This is a genomic window from Streptomyces flaveus (genome assembly GCF_014647675.1).
Lineage (GTDB): Bacteria > Actinomycetota > Actinomycetes > Streptomycetales > Streptomycetaceae > Streptomyces > Streptomyces flaveus.
This window is the reverse complement of the sequence record NZ_BMPQ01000003.1, coordinates 85,350-100,206: the sequence shown is the minus strand read 5'-3', so window position 1 is coordinate 100,206 and position 14,857 is coordinate 85,350. Positions and strand designations below refer to the sequence as shown.

General features: G+C 70.2%; 10 protein-coding genes and 3 pseudogenes. 3 read left to right on the top strand and 10 right to left on the bottom strand.

Going from position 1 to position 14,857, the window contains the following annotated elements; translation table 11 throughout:
- Positions 1–25: 25 nt before the first annotated feature.
- The 5 genes and pseudogenes from IEZ21_RS07175 to IEZ21_RS07155 form a co-directional block, all read right to left on the bottom strand.
- Complete coding sequence (locus IEZ21_RS07175; RefSeq protein WP_246567363.1) at positions 26–226, bottom strand: type II toxin-antitoxin system VapB family antitoxin; 201 nt, start codon at positions 224–226, stop codon at positions 26–28.
- Between the two features lie 105 nt (positions 227–331).
- Entirely contained in the window at positions 332–1,000 is a 669-nt protein-coding gene (locus IEZ21_RS07170) for a glyoxalase (protein ID WP_373302187.1), read from the bottom strand.
- 5 nt (positions 1,001–1,005) lie between these two features.
- Positions 1,006–1,089 (bottom strand): annotated as a pseudogene (locus tag IEZ21_RS48755) (AraC family transcriptional regulator); the annotation flags it as partial.
- Between the two features lie 126 nt (positions 1,090–1,215).
- The gene (locus IEZ21_RS07160; RefSeq protein WP_189321032.1) at positions 1,216–2,460 is read right to left on the bottom strand and encodes a DUF3500 domain-containing protein; all 1,245 of its coding nucleotides are present in this window, start codon (positions 2,458–2,460) and stop codon (positions 1,216–1,218) included.
- Positions 2,461–2,483: 23 nt separating this feature from the next.
- Positions 2,484–3,179, bottom strand: coding sequence for a FadR/GntR family transcriptional regulator (locus tag IEZ21_RS07155; RefSeq protein WP_189321031.1), 696 nt, complete (start codon positions 3,177–3,179; stop codon positions 2,484–2,486).
- A 77-nt stretch (positions 3,180–3,256) separates the two neighbouring features.
- On the opposite strand from IEZ21_RS07155, the gene IEZ21_RS07150 reads away from it, so the two are divergent.
- Positions 3,257–4,165 carry a fumarylacetoacetate hydrolase family protein gene (locus tag IEZ21_RS07150; RefSeq protein WP_189321030.1) on the top strand — a complete coding sequence of 303 codons (909 nt, stop codon included), beginning with the start codon at positions 3,257–3,259 and terminating at the stop codon, positions 4,163–4,165.
- A 274-nt stretch (positions 4,166–4,439) separates the two neighbouring features.
- On the opposite strand, the gene IEZ21_RS07145 is transcribed toward IEZ21_RS07150, so the two are convergent.
- Positions 4,440–5,486: a methyltransferase domain-containing protein gene (locus tag IEZ21_RS07145; protein WP_189321029.1), complete on the bottom strand. Its 1,047-nt coding sequence runs from the start codon at positions 5,484–5,486 to the stop codon at positions 4,440–4,442.
- Between the two features lie 150 nt (positions 5,487–5,636).
- Between IEZ21_RS07145 and IEZ21_RS07140 the strand changes: the two genes are divergently transcribed.
- Positions 5,637–8,522, top strand: a complete 2,886-nt coding sequence (locus IEZ21_RS07140) for an AfsR/SARP family transcriptional regulator (RefSeq protein ID WP_189321028.1) — start codon at positions 5,637–5,639, stop codon at positions 8,520–8,522.
- Between the two features lie 118 nt (positions 8,523–8,640).
- On the opposite strand, the gene IEZ21_RS07135 is transcribed toward IEZ21_RS07140, so the two are convergent.
- Together IEZ21_RS07135 and IEZ21_RS07130 are read right to left on the bottom strand one after the other, a co-directional pair.
- Positions 8,641–8,790, bottom strand: a complete 150-nt coding sequence (locus IEZ21_RS07135; RefSeq protein ID WP_189321027.1) for a hypothetical protein — start codon at positions 8,788–8,790, stop codon at positions 8,641–8,643.
- Between the two features lie 42 nt (positions 8,791–8,832).
- Complete coding sequence (locus IEZ21_RS07130; RefSeq protein ID WP_189321026.1) at positions 8,833–10,815, bottom strand: APC family permease; 1,983 nt, start codon at positions 10,813–10,815, stop codon at positions 8,833–8,835.
- 143 nt (positions 10,816–10,958) lie between these two features.
- On the opposite strand from IEZ21_RS07130, the pseudogene IEZ21_RS07125 reads away from it, so the two are divergent.
- A pseudogene (locus tag IEZ21_RS07125) lies at positions 10,959–11,281 on the top strand (phospholipase); the annotation flags it as partial.
- Positions 11,282–11,999: 718 nt separating this feature from the next.
- Here the strand turns inward: IEZ21_RS07125 and IEZ21_RS07120 are convergent.
- Together IEZ21_RS07120 and IEZ21_RS07115 are read right to left on the bottom strand one after the other, a co-directional pair.
- Positions 12,000–13,185 (bottom strand): annotated as a pseudogene (locus tag IEZ21_RS07120) (helicase-related protein); the annotation flags it as partial.
- A gap of 376 nt (positions 13,186–13,561) precedes the next feature.
- Entirely contained in the window at positions 13,562–14,845 is a 1,284-nt protein-coding gene (locus IEZ21_RS07115; protein WP_189321025.1) for an ROK family transcriptional regulator, read from the bottom strand.
- Positions 14,846–14,857: the final 12 nt, after the last annotated feature.

Below are 14,857 nucleotides of genomic sequence, written 5' to 3'. Positions count from 1 at the left end.
CCCACCCTCCTGGGGGAAACAGGGCTCACCGCTCAGTCAGCGGTACCGGCGGGGACGACGCGTCGTACGTCAGGTCGATCTCCCCGCTGTCGATGGCGTCCATGAACGCCATGCGACGGTGCAGCTTGACCGCTTCGTCCATGGCACGTCTGACGGCCGCGGCCTTGCTCTTGACGTTGTAGATCCCCATCAACTCGGCAGTGGCTTCGTCATCGAGGTCAATCACGGTACGGGACATAGCAGATACCCCCTGAGGGCCGGCGTGGACATCGAAACGATGTCACTCACTCCTAGCGGGCACACGTCACGGCGGCGTGCAGCTCCCGCACACTCAGGACTGTGCGGACGCCGTGGACGGCGCGGAAGTGAGCGACGTGGCGGCCTCCCAGGCGAATCCGTCCGGGTCGGTGAAGGAGCCTGCAGTGCTGCCGAGGACGATGCGGTGCGAGCCGGTGCCGTCGGCGGGGACGCCGAGGTCCTTGGCCAGGCCGCGGCGCTTGTACAGCGCCAGCTTGACGGGGCTGGACTCGTCGGAAGCGAACTCGGCGTACTTGCCGCCGAAGCTCCTGGCCACGGTCAGGCCCCGGTCGACGTAGAACCGCTTGCTGGCCTTCACGTCCTCGACGCCGAGCAGGAGGACGATCTCGTCGATCTCGCGGGTGGCCGGGCCGGTGTCCTTCTTCGCCGAGGTCGCGACCTTCCAGATCGTCCCGTCCGGCGCCTGGACGACACCGCCGTAGCCCCACAGCGACTTCGTGGCGGGCTTCAGCACCGTGGCGCCGGCGTCCACGGCGGTGCTGAGGAAGCTGTCGACGGTGGCCGGCCGGGAGACCGTGAGCGCCAGGGTGAAGCCGCGGAATCCGGTGGAGTGCGCCTCGGACGCCCGCAGGCGTATGTGCGTGTCTACTCCCAGGGCGGTGTGGAAGCGGTGGGCGGCCTCAGGGTCGGCCACCTCGACGGTGACGGAGGTAATGGACGCGGTGGTTACGGTGGTTGCCATGGCCATCACGCTATGGGCTGCTCGGCGGCCGTGGCTTCTCGATTCCTGACCGGTCTTGTCACCTGCTTCGCCACACACGTCGGCATCCCCTCCACGGTGAGGTCCTGCACCCGCTCCACCTCCGCGCGGGCGATGAGACCGCCGTACGCCAACGCCTTGAACTCCACGACCGCCCCCTGCTCGTCCGGCGGCGTGCGCTCCAGGCGGGTGAGGAGTCAGGTGTTCCGTTGCTGCCAGGCGCGTACGTAGGCGCGGCCGTAGTCGTTGCCGTGCGGAGTGCGCAGCACGGTGTGGATGTGGAACGGCTTGGGGGTGTCGTAGTCGAGGAAGACGCCGCAGTGGTGGTCGAGTTCGGCGATCAGCACCGGCGACTGGAGGCGGTAGTAGAAGACGTCGCCGGCCTCGTGTCCGCCGATCCAGCTGAACCAGGTCTCGTCGAGGTGGTCGCGGATCTCCCGTATCCGGGCCGCGCGCGGGCCGTCGGGCAGCAGGGACACGAACGACTCGGCGATCTCCAGGAGGGTCTGCCGGGCCCGCTCGGGCATGTCCGCGGCCCGCAGGCCCTCGAGCGGGATCACCCGGTTGTCCTGGAAGGCGCCGGCGAGGTGGCGTTCGTCGCCGGGGTGGATGCGGCCGGGTGGCATGGCGGGGTCGACGATGTGCCGGTACACGGTCGCGGTGGCGCGCTGGTCCGGCGGGAGCGCGGCCATCAGGTCCGTGCCGAGCCGGATTCGGTCGGTGAACGCCGGCCTGCCCGCGTGGGGGCCCTCGTCGATCTCGTTGGGTTCGGCGCCGAGGAAGACGGGGCTGACGACCATGCGGCCCTCGACGACGAGGCAGTGGACGGCGCAGTGGTGGCCGAACAGCTGCCAGCCCCACGGGCTTGTGGAGTCGGGGTTGCCGTAGAGCGCGAAGTTGTAGCTGAACTCGTTGAGGATGCTCTGAAGGCCCACGACCTCGCCGAGGAAGCCGTTGATCAGCATCATGTCGTGCACCAGACGGAAGCCGTCGCGGCTTAGCGACGCCTCGACCAACGCGAGGGCCTTCTTGCGGACCTCGGGCGACTGGAACTCCAGGCGGAGGCCGGTGTCGAACTGCAGGAACTCCGGGTTGGCCCAGGTCTGCCACTCGACCGCGTCAACCGGGTGGAGCAGCTTGCCGCGGGCGTTCTCGTCGAGCGCCGCCAGCAGGTCCCGCGCCGCGGCGACCATGGCGGCGACGGGAGCCTCCTCACCGGGACGGGCCGGCTCCCAGGCGTGCACCTCGGGCCGTAGCGTGCCGTCCTCGGTCACCCCGCGGAACTCGGCGAGCTGGAGGGGTTCCCAGCCCTGGATCAGCCCGCCGGTGAACGAGTCCTTCTTGGCCGCCTCGCGGTATTCGTAGGCGTCCATGCCTCTGATCGAGGACAGGCGCGGCGCATCCGACGGGTAGAGGTACCTGCGGTACTCGGCTGATGGCATGACGGCTCCTGCGTGCTGTGCGTTCAGTCGGTGTGGTTGTGGCGCGCGACGGCCGCGCGGACGGCGTCCTCGTCCCCGGCGGCGATCGCCTCCACCAGGTCGGCGTGGATCCGCAGCCGCGCCGCTCGGTAGGCGTCGGCGTCCCGGTCGGCGGTGCGCGCGGTGGACGACGTGAGGTGGCCGAGCGTGCCGACGTAGACCGCGCGGGCCATCGCGTTCGGGCACAGCTGCGCGATTCGCTCGTGCAGCGCCCAGTTGGCGCGCAGGAAAGCGTCCCAGTCCGGCGCGGCCGCCATGGCGTCCAGGCAGGCCCGCAGCGCCGGGATGTCGTCCTCGCCCGCGCACCGGGCGGCGCCGACGGCGATCAGCTCCTCCAAGTGGTTACGGAGCTCGATGGCGTCCGCGACCGCGCCGGGCTCCCCCGCGACGCTGAGCAGGGTGTGGCGCAGCCGGACCACCGGGCTCTGGTCGGCGACGAACAGTCCGCCGCCGCGACCGGGGCGGATCTCGATCGCCCTTCGGTCGCGCAGGAGCCGAATGGCCTCGCTGACCGTGGCGCGGGCCAGGCCGGACTCCTGCCGGATGTCCTCGATGGTGCCGATCGCGGAGCCGGGACTCAGTTCGCGGATGCGGTCCTCCAGTGCCGCAGCGAGCTGTTCGGCTCGCGTGCCGCCCGGGGCGCTCAGACCTGCCAGCAGGGCGCGTTTCTCGGTGACCATGACTCCATTCAAGCATAAAGGTTGTAACCTTTAGCAGGTATGGCGAGATCGAATCGTCCCAGTCCTGAGGAGTGCGGATGCAGATCGTGGGAGTGGCGGGCGCCGACAAGGTGCAGGCGGCGAACCTGTCGCCCGATGGCGAGAGGCTCACCGTGGTGGCCGGGCTCCGGGAGTTCTGGGCCGACCCCGAAGGATGGCTGGCCCGCCCGTCGGTCGGCGAGACGCTGCCGGCAGGTCAGGCACGCCTGGTGCCGCCGGTGCTGCCGGAGGCACAGATGCTGTGCGTCGGGCTGAACTACCTCGACCACGCCGCCGAAGGGTCCTACCGGGACCAGGAGCTGCCCGAGCACCCCACGCTGTTCGCGCGGTGGACGCGCTCGCTGACGGTCGGCGGAGCCGCCATCCCCGTACCTGCCACCGAGGACGGCCTGGACTGGGAGGGCGAGATCGTGGCCTGGGTGGGCCGCACGCTGGTGGACGCGGACCCCTCCGAGGCACTCGACGCGGTGGTCGGCTACTCGACGTTCAACGACGTCACCGCGCGGCGGGCGCAGAAACTGACCTCACAGTGGATCCTCGGGAAGAACGCCGACCGCTCCGGCCCGCTGGGTCCCATGGTGCCCGCCGGTGAGGTGGGCGACCTGCGGGACGGGCTGCGGGTGCACACCCGGGTCAACGGCACAACCGTCCAGGACGCCTCCACCAGCCAGATGATCCACCGCGTGGGAGAGACGCTGGCCCACATCTCACGCACCCTCACGCTGCACCCCGGTGACCTGCTGGCCACCGGCACCCCGTCCGGTGTCGGCTACGCCCGCACACCGCCCTGGCTGCTGCGGCCCGGCGATGTGGTGGAGGTCGAGGTCGAACGCCTCGGGATCCTGCGCAACACGATCGTGGGCGCGGAGCACCGCCGGAATTCCTCTCTCGGGGATCTGCTCGATGAGGACGCCGGTGTTCCTGCGGTCTTCTCTCGGCAGGAGTAGTCGTCTTCCTCCGACGGGACGGGCGGGTTGGATCCGGTTCCGGACACGGGAAGGCCACTGACCGCGTCCGGAACCGGGGTCGGCCAGTCGATCCCGCAGTCTCCGGGGCACCTGGCCGAGTTCCTGCCCCTGAGCCAGCAGGCCCGCGACCAGGTTCCCCAGCGGGTGAGGTGCATCGTGGGCCGTTGCGGCAAAGGCAGGGTCGTCCGGCCGGTCGGCAGTCGTGGGCGAGCATGACCGTCGCCTCCGTCTCACGGTCGGATCGCCCACCGGCTCACGGCCGGATCTCGTACACCACGTTGAACGGCGTCTGCGCGGCGCGGCGGAACCCGGTGAAACCGGCGTCGGTGATCACCTGGCGGACAGCGGTCTCGCCGGCCTGTGCGCCCAGGGCGTAGCCGCCCGGCTGGGACAGGCTGTTGGGCACGCAGAGGAACGTGGAGCCGCTGTAGTAGAGCCGGCCGACCGGGTTGAAGTTGTCCTCGACCGTGTCGGAGGCGAACGGCTCCACCAGCAGCCAGGTGCCGTCCGGGGCCAGCGCCTCCCGTACCCGCCGGGCGGCGCCGAGCGGATCGCCCATGTCGTGCAGGCAGTCGAACGTCATCACCAGGTCGTAGTCCGTGCCGACGAAGGTCTGCGCGGTGGCCACCTCGAAGGTGACCCGGTCGGTGACCCCGGCCTCGGAGGCCTTCTTACGGGCCAGCTCGATCGACGTGCCGTGGTAGTCCGAGCCCACGACGGTGGTGCGCGGGTAGGCCTCGGCGAGGAGCAGTGACGTGGAGCCGAGACCGCAGCCGATGTCGGCCACGCGCGCGCCGGCGGTCAGTTTCGCGTCGACCCCCTCCAGAGCCGGGATCCAGCTCGGGATCAGCTCGGCCACGTAGCCGGGCCGGTAGAACGCGTCGACCCCGAAGAAGACGTCCTCGTGGTGCTCGTGCCAGCCGACGCCGCCTCCGGTGCGGAACGCTTCGGCGATCCGCGGTTCGGCGCGCAGCATCCCCAGAGCGGCGAGGAAGGCCGCGGGCACGTTGGGGCCGTTCGGGTCGGCCAGACAGAATGCCTGCTCCTCGGTCAGCGCGAACCGACCGGTTTCCGGTTCGTAGTCGGCGTACCCGCCGGCGGCCTGTCCGCGCAGCCACTCGGTGAGGTAGCGCGGGTGGCACCCGGTGCGCTCGGCAAACTCCTCGGGCGTCGCGGGGCGCTCCGCGAGTGCGCGGTAGAGCCCGAGCCGATGGCCGATCGCGACGGATCCGGCGGCTTCGGTCGCCCCCAGGTCGGTCACGAACCGGCCCAGGAACTCGTTGACCTTCTCGTGGTCCATCACAGTTCTCCTTCTTGTCGAACCGGCTCGTTGCCGGTCACGACAGAAAGGATTGGCGCGCGACCTGTCACAGCCCTCGCACGGGCTATCGTCGTGCTAACAGACCCAGTTCGTCCTCGTCGCACGCGCATGCCGGACACGGGGGTTCCCATGGCAGCCGGGCATCTGTCGCCGTCGCCGTTGGTTCGTGTGGAGGTACTCGGGCCGCTGCGGCTGCTCGTCGGCGGTGCCCCCGTCGACGTACCCGGTCCGAAGCGGCGTGCGGTGCTCGCGCTGCTCGCGCTCGCCGAGGGCCGGACCGTGACGGTCGACCATCTCATGGACGCGCTGTGGCCGTCGGAGGTACCTGAATCAGGGCGTCAGGCCCTGCACAACCAGGTGTCCCGGCTGCGCGGACACCTCGGTCCTGCGGTGGCCCGGCTCGAGACGCGGCAGGACGGCTATCGGCTCGCACTCGGACGCGATGAACTGGACGTCGCGCAGGCGCGGGCGTTGCTCGCGACGGCGCGTACGACGGAACAGCGCGACCCGGCCGGCGCGTTCCGCCTGCTTCAAGAGGCGCACGGGCTGTGGCGAGGGCCAGTTCTCGCCGACCTCACCGACATCGTGCCCATCGCCACCGCGGTCGAGGAGTACGCACTGCTGCGCCGCGAGGTGACCGACGCGCTGATCGCCGTCGCCGTCGCCGCGGGACAGGCCGACCGGATCCTTGGCCTCGCTGCCACGTCATCGGCCGCCGACCCACTGCGCGAGCCCGCGGTCCTCCTGCTCATGCGGGCGCTGGCGGCGACCGGGCAGGCGCCGGACGCGCTGCGCGTCGGACGGGAATACCGGCGTCGGCTGGTCGACGAGACCGGCCTCGATCCCTCACCCACGCTGGACGAGCTCGAGCGCGAGATCATCGCAGGCGCCGAGAGTTCGGCGTCCGGCCTGCCCGGGGTGCCGGCCCGGCCGACCACCCGGCTGATCGGCCGTGCGGCGCAAGTCGCGGCCCTGCACCGGCTGTTGGCGGCCGAGCGGCTGGTCACGCTCGTCGGTCCCGGCGGCGTCGGCAAGACCCGGGTCGCTCTGGAGGTCGCGCGGCAGAGCGGCACGGTGACAGTGCTGCTGCTCGCGCCGGTCACCGATCCCGCCGCCATCCCGCACGCGCTGGCGGCGGCCCTGAACCTGAAGGTCGACCGGGGCGACGTTCTGTCCGCCTGCGTCGCCATGCTGAGCGACCGCCCCGGTCTGTTGGTGATCGACAACTGCGAGCACCTGCTCGACGGCGTACGAGACACGGTGGACACGATCCTCTCCACGTGCTCCGGAATTTCCCTGCTGGCCACCAGCCGCGAACCTCTCGGTCTGGCGGCCGAACATGTCTCACGGCTGGCACCGCTGCCACTGCCCCACCCCGATCAGGATCCTTCGCGGGTTCCGTCCGTGGCGCTCTTCCTGGACCGGGCCCGCCGGGTTCGCCCCGGGCCGCCACCGACGCCGGCACAGCTGCGTACGATCGCCGACATCGTGCACCGGCTCGACGGGATGCCGCTGGCCATCGAGCTCGCGGCCGGCCGGCTGTCCACGTTCTCCCTGGCTGATCTGCGGGGCCGCCTCGACCGCTCGCTCGACCTGCTCGGCGGGGGCAGCCCCAGCGCGGATTCCCGGCACCGGACGCTGCGCGCGACCGTCGAGTGGTCGTACCAGCTCCTCACCGAGGACGAACGGCGGCTGTTCCGGCATCTGTCGGTCTTCGTCGACGGTGTCGACCTCGACACCGCGGAGCGGCTCGCCGCCGGCCTGGGCTTGGAGAGCGACCCCGGAAGCACTCTGGCCCGCCTCGTCGACGCCTCCATGGTCGAGGCCTCCTTCGAGGGGGCCACCCGGTTCCGCATGCTGGAGACGTTGCGGGCCTTCGGTCTTGACCGGCTCGCGGCGGCCGGCGAGGACAAGGCCGCGGCCGAGCGCATGCTGCGCTGGGCCGTCGAGCTGACCTCATGGATCGGCACCGTCATGGACACCGAGCGGGAGCCCGAGGCCGACGCCGTCCTGCGCCGCGAACTGCCGAACCTGCGGGCCGCGTGGCGGCTGGTCCGCGGCCAGGGATCTCTGGACGACGCCGTGGCGATGGTCGTCGCGCTGTTCGAGGCGGTCGCCTACCGCGATCTCGTCGAGATTCGCGACTGGGCGGAGGAACTGGCCGACGATCCGGCGCTCGCCGGCCACCCGAGTGCTGTGGCCGTGCTCGGAGTCGCGGCGGAAGCCGCCTACCACCGCGGCGACTACCGCCGGGCCGACCGGCTCTCCCGTACCGGGCTGGAGAAAGCGGCCAACAGCGCCGGATCATGGCACTGCCTGATGGTCCTCTCGGTGGCCGACCTGGCTCGCGGCGCCTACGACGACGTGGTCGAGCACTGCCTCGCCGCGGTCGATCTCGTCGGCCCGCAGCGGGAGAGCCTCGGGATCGCCGCCCTCGCGATGGCCTACGCGGGCGATCTGGAGGAGGCGCGGAGACTGAACGACCGAGGGCTGACCGCCGCGGTGTCGCCCTCGATGCTCTCGTGGGGCGCCTACGTCGCCGGGGAGATCGACAGCCTCGCGGGCCACAGCGAGCCGGCCGAGCGGCACTACCTCCGTGCCATCGACCTGGCCCGCACCTCGGGCGCCACCTTCCTCGTCGGCGTCGCGACCGTCGGGCTCCACTCGGTACGCGCCTGTGCGGGCCGGGTCGACGAGGCGCTGGACGGCTACCGCGACGCCATCGAGTACTTCGCCCGCAACGGCAACTGGACCCACCTGTGGACCGCCCTGCGCAACCTCGCCGACCTGCTGCGCCGGCTCGGCGACGACGAACCGGCGGCCCTGATCGACGCCGCGGCCGACCAGGCCCCCGACGCACCCGCCGTAGAGGGCACCCGCCCCGCCCCAGACCGCTCTCACGGCGCCGAACCCACCGCGCACCCCGCGACCGCCGCAGCGACACCGATCCCCGGCCGGCCGGCCGTCCTCGAAGCGGCACGGCAGGCGATCGAGCGGAACCTCAGACGACCATGACAGCCCTTGAGGGCAGCTCGGCAGCCGCTTACCGCTCTCAGTCCGGGGCGGCTGCTTTTTATGGGCGTCGTTCCACAGGCCGGTGACGGTGTTGCCGTCGTAGTAGTCCATCACCTCGCTACTCGGCGGCAAGCCGTCGATAGGCGCCGATCGACAGGCTGAAGGTTGTGCCGGCGAGCCCGACGATGAACGCGACGCTGATTCCGATGAAGCCCCAGTCGGGGTGGCCGGAGAGGATGGACCGGGTGGCGTCGAGGTACCAGGTCACGGGGTTGAAGCGGGCGACTTGCTCGAAAGACGGGGCGCGGGGTCAGCCGCCGACGTGGATGCCGGGGCGGCGATCGGGGTCGGGTTCATTGCTGCGGATGATCTCGCGGGTGACCGGAGCGGTGTCGCCGCGGCCGAGCAGGAAGTAGCGGAACATGTGCATCAGGGGGCTGCCTTCGGCCCACGCGAAGTAGCAGTGCGGCTGAACACCCGTGGCGTTGCGCAGGGCGAGCAGAATCGCGGCGATGGCGTTCGGCGCGGCCGGTGCCTCGGCGCGCAGGATGCGGTAGCCGTCGACCTCGACTCCGCGTACAGCGAGGACTTCACTGAAGTCGGACGGGTCGACCACATCGATTTCCACGAACAGCACATCGGCCGGGGCGGGCACCGGATTGCTGCCGCGCTGCTCGCGCTCCTTGCCGGAGTACTCGGCGCCATCGCCGGCCTCACGCCGGTTGGCGATGATGTTGATGGAGTTGTCGTGGGCAAGGGTGTCGGTGATGAACCGGCGGGCGGCCTCGTCGAAGACGATGCGGTCGGCGCGCAGTTCGGTGGTGCGTGAGACCCGGGAGATCAGCGACACGGCGATGATGCCGGTGATGAACATGCCGGAGATGGCGATGCCGTCGGGCTTGTCGACGATGTTGGCCATCAGGGCGTAGAGCAGGACCGCGGTGAGCAGTGCGAAGCCTGCGGCGGTCGCGCGCCGGCGGCGGCGTACGACCGAGACGGTGACGGCGAAAGCGCCGGAGACCATCATGGCCAGGATGCCGGTGGCGTAGGCGCCGGCCTGGGCATCGACGTCGGCGTCGAACGCGATGGTGATGAGGACACAGAGAACGGTGTAGACGATCACGACCGGGCGTACCGCGCGTCCCCACTCCGGGGCCATGCCGTAGTCGGGCAGGTACCGCGGGACGATGTTGACCAGCCCCGCCATCGCGGAGGCGCCCGCGAACCACAGGATCAAGATGGTGCTGACGTCGTAGACGGTGCCGAACGCCTCCCCGACGTGCTCGTGGGCCAGCCAGGCCAGGGCCCGGCCGTTGGCCTCGCCGCCGGGCTCGAACTCCTTGTGCGGGATGAGGACGGTGGTCACGAAGCTCGCGGACAGCAGGTAGACGCTCATGATGAGCGCGGCGGTGGTCAGCAGCCTGCGGGTGTTGCGGATACGTGAGCGCAGCCGCTGCTCAGGATCGGCGCCGTCGGCGGACACGAGCGGCATCATGCTCACCCCGGTCTCGAAGCCGGACAGCCCCAGCACCAGCAGCGGAAACGCCACCAGCGCCGGCCCCGCCAGATCGCCGAGTCCGCCTCCGCCCTCGCCAAGCGCGTCCGTCCACGCCGACCACGCCCCCGGATTGGTGAACACGTCCACCAATCCGACGGCGATGACCACCGCGTTGAGGACCAGGAAGACCGCGACCAGCGGGATGGCCACACTGACCGCTTCGCTGAACCCGAGCAGGAACACCCCTCCGAGCACCAGCAACAACGCCACCGTGATGGCGACCTCATGACCGTGCAGGGCATGGGGCAGGTAGGGGTTCTCCACCATGTGGACGGAGGCGTCCGCCGCGGACAAGGTGATCGTGATGATCCACGACGTGGCGACAAAACCCAGCAGGACCAGCACGAACAGCTTGCCCCGCCAAAACGGCAGCAGATCCTCCAACATCGCCACCGACCCGGCTCCATGCGGGCTTTCCCGGGCCACCCGCCGGTACATCGGCAGCATCCCCACCAGCGTCAACGCCACGATCAGCAACGTCGCCAACGGCGACACCGCCCCGGCCGCAAGCGCCGCGATCGCCGGCACATAGGCCAGGCTGGAGAAGTAGTCCACGCCCGTCAGGCACATCACCTTCCACCAGGCGTGTGGCTCGGTATGCCCCTCACTCGCAGCCGGCCCGACCGGCTGCACCCGGTGGCGCAGCAACCACCGCGCCAGGCTGCCGCTCGGCTGCGCCCGAAGAGCGGGACTGTCCACCACTTCCGGCACGGCAAGTTCGTTCGCGTCCTTCATATCCCCCAACAACCCTTCTACCTGCTCAGCCCACCGGTCACAGCAGTCACCGCACTCACGGCACCGCGACGATCACCGAGTATGCGGACCTCTCGGCAGCGCCGACCCACCGGGGGCCACACACCGTCGACCGTGCGCGCCCTCGCGGAGGCTTCCGGCCCCCGCCGCCTGGGACGGTACGAGCGGCGACTACCCGAAGTGCGCCGGTACCACCCACACCAACGTCGGCGGCGCGGCGGTGGAGGACTACAGCCCGCACCACAACGCCTTCGCCTACTACAAGTCGACCGCCGACCCGCACCACCTGGCCCGGAAGAGCATCGCCGAGGTCGGGTACAGCGGGCGGGCCAACCACAACTACGACCTGACCGACTTCGACGCTTCCCTCAAGGCCGGCAGCCTGCCCGCCGTCAGCTTCCTCAAGGCCGGCGAGTCCGGCCCGGACGCCAAGGGCGGCTACGCGGACCACTGCGGCCCCGGCACCCGCCAGCCCCCTCCGGCGACTCGGTGACATCACTCATCGAACCCACCGCCCGAGACCGCGCCCCAGTGCACAACGCGTGCACACTCGCGCGGGAACTCCCGGGAACTCGCAGGTAGAAGCGGGATGTGCCCAGACACGACAAAAGGCTCCGACCAGACCATAAGCCCAGGTCAGAGCCCTACTGGCAGACGAGTCGGGCTGTACGCCGGGAAGAGCCACCACAGCTCTATGACCTGGGCAAACATGTAAAAGGCTCTTGTGTGGCTACCTTGATGGCTACATAAGATGACATCATGCCCTGGAGCGGTCTGAACGGGGGCTTCGTCACTATTGGGGGGTCAGGCGGTCTGCTCGATGCGCTCGAAGACGTCCGAGTCCGTCTCCATGCGGCTGCCTTCGCATACTGCAGGCGAACCCGACGGTGGTCGCGTAGACCGCGAGCCCATCGACGGCTGGGCGGTGCGGCACCTGCGCGGTGTCGGCAGGCGGACGCGATCCGATCCCGACTCGCCGCACGCGGCCTCAAGGCCACCACGGTTGGACACCGCCAACCGCCTCCAGGGCCGCGAGTTCGATGTAACCCTCGTTTGACACTCCTTCTCCGGCCGCCACAATGCCTCCGCCTTGCAGCGGTGACGGAGCAGTTGGGGCGGGCGTAACCCCAACCGTCCGATTGAAGCGGCCTTGGGGGCTTTCCGATTCAGCCGTCGTACTGAAAGCGCGCCGACTCACCGAGCACCGAGGGGGCGCTCTCGAAGTCGGCCAAGCGGGCCGCCACCGTGGCCACGGCGAGGCGTTCCGGGAGAGCGGCGGAGAACTTCAGGCCGCGTACGGCCCGGCGGTCCATGTCAGCCAGGACGAGGTTCTCGCCGACGTTCTCACGGGCCGCACGCCAATCGGCCGGGGTGAGGTTCTCGCGCAGGCGCAGCCAGCTATCGGTGGGCCGTTGCAGGGGGTCGGTGACCGACTGGAGGGTGGCCGCCAAGGTGGCGTTGGCGCGGTAGCCGGCCCAGGTTCACCAACGGACGTCGGGGCCGACGCGCGTGATCAACGTGCCCTCGGGTGGACGGTGCCAGGTGCGTCGGTTTCGCGCTGTTCTGCCAGGCAGGCCTCCGCACGCCGGGTGAGGGAGACGGGCGGGGCTGTGCCCAGCAGCACCTCGCGCATGGCACGCGTCAGGACGACAGTCCGGCGACGCCGCCGTTCATCCACTTGGCGATTCCGCCGCCGTCGGCTGGCTCGACGAAGACTCGTTTGCGCAGCCAGTCGATGTACGTGACCTGCCAACTGCGTCCACCAAGTAGCAACCGCCTGGGGCCGGGGTGTTCCTCCGTGAGCACGCTCGGGCCAGGGCGGCCGATCTCCGTGCGTCCGGACAGGACGGTGAACTGCGGAGGTGCGGTAAAAGAGGCGGTGAGTTCGATGAAGTGCCTTTTGCCGAAGCGGCGTTCCGCCTCGGGGCCGACGAACAGCATCCCACCGTCGCTGTCGAGGAAGCCCTCCTCGGTGAGGAAGCGCAGGATGGGGGCAGCCGACTTGTCGAAGGGGACGACCGGTTCCACCCAGCCCCGCGACCACAGCAGCAACAGGCCCGCCGCCTGCAGCAGCGTGTCCTTGCGGGTGGTGAGGAACAAACAGTTGCGCACAGTGCCGGAACGCCGGCCGGTGCGGCCGATGCGCTGCAGGAACGAGGCAACGGAGGCCGGTGAGTCGATCTGGATGACACGGTCCAGGTCACCGACGTCAATGCCGAGCTCGAGGGTTGACGTGGAGACGATGACGCAATCGCGGGCCTCGGCGAACGCCTGCTCGGAACGGGCGCGTTCATCGACGGAAGGCGAGGCGTGGGAATCGAACTCGGACTCGGTGACCGTGACCCACCGGCCTTCCCGCATGCCTGTTCCCCGCTCCTCGTGCCCCTCGAAGACCACCGTTCCCCATGGTCAGACCCTCGGGGCAGATCCTAGTGGGTGCATGTGACATGAGAAGGGGCGGTGAAGGACGGGATTGCAGGACGAAACAGTCTGCGCGAGCAGAAGAGTGGAGACACAGACGTCCAGTGACTGCGCCTAACGCCTGCACCGTCGCCCCGCGCAATCGAGGCGCACTCGATCGTGTGAGGTGACCCTGATCTGGCCTGTGAGCCGTTGGACTGGCGAGAGCCGATTGCCCCAGGTGTCCGGCCCGGCACGCGGTCGGACCGTCAGACAGCCGTGGCTCCCCGAGCCACTCCCCCGCGGCTCCGGTTCCTCGTGGAGCCTTCTACAGCCCCTGCCCGGGCTGCTGCCCAAGCCCCGCTGGACCGAGACCCCGCCCCCGATCCGCCCACGGCCCCGTCCCCGCCGGACTCCCCAGCCCCAGCCGGTTGAGGAACTGCTGCAGCGTGAAGGCCGCCATACCGAGGGCCACGGCGTTGCCCGGGACCCGGGACGGCTCGACGGTGAGGCCCGGTAGGGAGCCGGGCATGACGTGGTGGGGGAGTTCGTCGCGTACGGCGGGCAGGAGATGGGCGGCCAGGGCCTCGGAGGCCCAGCCGGTGAGGGTGACGGTGGGGACGTTGAGCATGTTGACCAGGTCGCCGAGGGCCGCGGCCAGGTAGTGCGCGGTGCGGTGGGCGAGGTCCTTCAGGGCCGGGTCGCCCTCGGCGAGGCCTTCGGCCACCGCCTCGACGAAGTCACGTTGCCGTGGCTGCCGCAGTGTGCGGTGTTCCGGGTCGATCCCGGCGAGCGTCGTCCGCAGCCCGGGGGCGCCGAGGTACGCCTCGACGCAGCCGCGCCGACCGCAACGGCACGGTCGGCCGTCCAGCTCCAGAAGCGTGTGGCCCCATTCACCGGCGTTGTTGGTGGTGCCACGGACCAGCGCGCCGTCGATGGCGATGCCGGCACCCACCCCGGTACCGAGGTTGACGACGGCCATCGTGTCGACCACGCGCCCGGCGCCGAACCACATCTCCGACAGGACCACCGCCTTGAGCGGATTGTCGACGTACACGGGGACCAGGAGGTGCGCCAGCATCTTCTCGATGTGCACATCGCGCCAGTCCCAGTTCGGCGCGAAGACCGAGACGCCGGCTTCGGGATGGACATGGCCCGGCATGCTGACACTGACGCCGATGATGTGCTCGTGCTCGGCTCCCCCGGCCGCGACGGCCGACTCGATCGCGCGGACGATCCCGTCGGCGACGTAGGACGGGTCGTTCTCGTGCTCGTCCAGCGCGACCTCGCCCTGGCCGAGCGCGCCGAGCGCGAGGTCGTACACCGTGGCGTCGACGTAGGTCTCGGCGACGTCGACGCCGACGATGCGGCCGCGGCCGGGGTCGACGGTGAGCCGCTCCTGCGGCCGTCCCCCGGTGTTGTTCTCCACGGTGGCGATACGCAGGACGCCTTCCGACAGGAACTCGGTGACCAGGGTGGCCACCGTCGCCGGACTGAGTCCGGTGTGCCGGGCGAGTTCCTGGCGGGTCGACGGCCCGAGTTCGAACAAAGCGTGCAGAACCTCGAAACGGTTCTCGCTGCGAAGGTCCCGAGCCGTGCGCCGCGCCACCATGCCCCCCAACTG